Annotated in this window: 3 protein-coding genes; all 3 read right to left on the bottom strand. The window is 60.1% G+C overall.

The features are described from left to right. Positions 1-1,941, bottom strand: a 1,941-nt coding sequence (locus AB0912_RS22250; protein WP_366702349.1) for an AAWKG family protein, incomplete at its 3' end; no start/stop codon positions are given. A 69-nt stretch (positions 1,942-2,010) separates the two neighbouring features. After that, positions 2,011-2,517, bottom strand: a complete 507-nt coding sequence (locus AB0912_RS22245; RefSeq protein WP_366702347.1) for a type VII secretion system-associated protein — start codon at positions 2,515-2,517, stop codon at positions 2,011-2,013. Between the two features lie 48 nt (positions 2,518-2,565). Further along, complete coding sequence (locus AB0912_RS22240) at positions 2,566-2,889, bottom strand: WXG100 family type VII secretion target (RefSeq protein WP_366702345.1); 324 nt, start codon at positions 2,887-2,889, stop codon at positions 2,566-2,568. Positions 2,890-3,065 lie beyond the last annotated feature (176 nt).

The following is a 3,065-nucleotide window of genomic DNA, read 5'->3' as shown; positions in this document are numbered from 1 at the left end:
GGCCTGCTTCGCCTCCTGCTGAGCCTGCAACTCCTCCTGCTTCGCCTCCTGCTCCGCCTGCTTCTGCTCGGCTTCCTGCTCCTTCTGTTCCTGCTTGGCCTCCTGCTGAGCCTGTTTCTCGTCGGCCTTGCGCTGCTGCTCCGCCTGCTCCTTCTGCTGCAGCTGGAACATGGCCGTCTGCTGGGCCTGCATCTCCTCCTGCTGCTGCTCCTGCTTCTTCTCCTGCTCGGCCTGCTTCTGCTCGGCCTCCTTCTCCTGCTGTTCCTGCTTGGCCTCCTGCTGAGCCTGCAACTCCTCCTGCTTCGCCTCCTGTTCCGCCTGCTTCTGCTCGGCCTCCTTCTCCTGCTGTTCCTGCTTGGCCTCCTGCTGAGCCTGCAGTTCTGCCTGCTTCTTCTCCTGCTCGGCCTGCTTCTGCTCGGCCTCCTGCTCCTTTTTCTCCTGCTTCTCCTCCGCTTCCTTCTGCTTCTGCTCGGCCTCCTTCTCCTTCTTCTCCTGCTTCTCCTCGGCCTCCTTCTCCTTTTTCTCCTGCTTCTCCTCGGCTTCCTTCTCCTTCTGCTCCTGCCGGAGCTCCGCCTCCTTCTCCTTCTTCTCCTGCTTCTCCTCTGCCTCCTTCTGCTTCTGCTCGGCCTCCTTCTCCTTCTTCTCCTGCTTCTCCTCGGCCTCCTTCTCCTTCCTCTTCTGCTCCTCCTCTTCCTGAGTCTGCTTGTCGTCCGCGTAATGCTGCTTAAGATCAATATTTACGGTGGTGATCGGCTTGAAGGACTCGTCATTCCAGGAGTTCTGAATATCGATCAAGGCTTGGCGCCCCGTCGCCCCCAGTTCCTTCTTCACGGAGTTCTGCCACCGGCGGATGGCCTCCTCCCCGATCTTCTTCCACGTGGCCTTGTCCTCCAGCGCGCCCCAGTCCTCATAACCGCCGTTGAAGCCGTCGAACTTCACCTTGTGGTCACCGCCGCCGCGACCGTTGCTCTTGTATCGGACCTTGGTCAGATTGTGATACCACATGTAGTCCGTCACATCGAGCAGCACATCGTGCAGCCAGCGCAGGGGATTCCCCTCGAACCACTGCCACGAATCCCATGCGTTGTACAGATCCTGGGCGGCGTTACGCAGCGCGGTCGCATAGCCGCGCAACTCTATTCCGTACTTCGATCCAAGGATCCCGGCAAAGGGGAGCTGCTCGCTGTATTCGCGATAATTGCGGTTGAGGCCGTGGACGAGGTCATAGAACACCCCAGCCGCCTGGCCTTTCCACGCTGTCTGCTCCGTTCCGAGGTCGAACTCCCAGTCGGCGAGGTCGTTGTGGCGCGCCGCGAAATAGTACGCGGCGCGGTCGAACGCCTGCGCGGCCTCCTCGAACGACTTGAGACTGACGGCGTTCTTCCGCTCGACCGAGATCCCGTTGAACGAGAAGTCGACGGTGGACCCGGTGAAGCCAAGAAGCTGCTGCAGCGCCTTGCCCCCGCCATAGCTGTACTGGTGCAAGGCCTGGTCGTTCCAGGTTTGGTGCGCCTCCAGGTCGTCGAACGGCTTGTCCATGCCACTGACGATCTCGCCGCCCTCGCCCCAGCCTCCGGAGGGCACATCGGTGCCGCGGGTCCCGAGCAGAGTGACCCGCGCTTTCTTCATGACCACCTTGGTTCCGACGGATGCCGAGGTGATCGGGCCGTGTTTCCCGGAGAAGAAGGGCACGACGAAGTCGGTGTTCTCGATGCGCCATCCGGAGTTCTGAACCCGCCAGTCCATGTCGTCGATCGCTTCAAGGATGGCGTTACTTGGTTCACCGTCGAAGTCGCTGAACTCGACCTTCATGAGCGGGATCTTCTGATTCCCCAACAGCTTGTCGAAGAGACTGTCCCGCAAGGGTGCCTGGTACCCCGTCAACAACTTGACTGCCAAATGCCAGTGGTCGTCCGTCGAGTCGGCGGGGTAAACTGTCACGGGATTTCCTCTCGAATACGCAAATGCCGGGATGAGGCATGCGAACGCTCGTCCTCAACTCACGAACGATTACTCGTTGTCTTCGTTTTCGCTGTTGTTCTTCCCGCCAGTCGTCGTCAGGTCGTCAATCGTGTCCTCGAAGATGTCGAGGAATTCCTGACCGTCGAGCTGAACCAGGTTTCCGCCCTGCGTATCCTTCAACTTCGTCAACGTGCTTTCCATGTTGTCGACGATGTCGTCGAACAACGCGTACTGCTCCTCGTAGACTTCGATGATCGACTGGATGGCCTTGACCAGCCCCTCGCTGAGCTCCTTTCCCTTGTCACCGAGGACGCCCTCCTGATTCATGAATCCGATGGCCAGCGGCTTGCCGGTTTCGTAAGCGTCGTACTGCTCCGTGGTGGTGATGTCGCTGTCACCCAGGAGCGTGGCCAACGTGTAACCGAGCGCGGGATCATCCAACTGGATCTTCGAGAGTGAGTCCTTGAAGGGGATGACTCGATTGTCGATGAACGCGCGAAGGCCGTCCGCGTCCATCACCAGCTTGCCGGTACTCGAGTTGGGATCCTTGCCCATCGACTTCTTCCTTTCGAACCGTCGTCACACCAAAGAGGAGGAAGGTGGTTATCGGCCGATGCGGACGGAGGACCACATTTGGGTGAGGGATTTCTCGCTGTACTGGTAGTTCTCGGAGACGTCGCTGAGGAGGGCGGAGTGGCTGGTGAGGAGTTGTTCCATGGCCTTGACTGCGTCGTCCCAGGCTTTCTGCTTCCTGCTGTAGGTGTCGCGGTCGTCGCCGATCCAGGAGTTGCGGAGTTCGGCGAGTTCCATTTCCAGGTTGGAGAGGGTGGTGGCGATGGCTTTGGTCTGCTGGATCATGTCGTCGCCGGCGTTTTGCATGTGGCTGTAGTCGACGTAGATGTAGCCGTCGGAGAGGTTCTCGGACATGGGGTCTCCCGGTTCCTGCGCGGTGGAGTGAGGCGAGTGGGTGGGGTGGGTGGTCGTTGGGCCGGGTGGTTGTTGGGCCGAGTGGTTGTTGGGCCGGGGTCAGCCGGTGAGGGTGTCGAAGACGCCCTGGGACTGGGAGTAGGCCTGGTTGATGTTCTCGTTGGAGGAGCCCTGCT

Source organism: Streptomyces sp. NPDC007084, assembly GCF_040703595.1.
GTDB lineage: Bacteria > Actinomycetota > Actinomycetes > Streptomycetales > Streptomycetaceae > Streptomyces.
Note: the sequence above shows the minus strand (reverse complement) of the source record. Positions and strands in the feature narration are given on the sequence as shown.

What these genes read in the sequence shown, in the direction of transcription:
- AB0912_RS22245 (WP_366702347.1), bottom strand. Translation starts at nt 2,517, where the DNA reads ATGGGCAAGGATCCCAACTCGAGTACCGGCAAGCTGGTGATGGACGCG.
- AB0912_RS22240 (WP_366702345.1), bottom strand. Translation starts at nt 2,889, where the DNA reads ATGTCCGAGAACCTCTCCGACGGCTACATCTACGTCGACTACAGCCAC.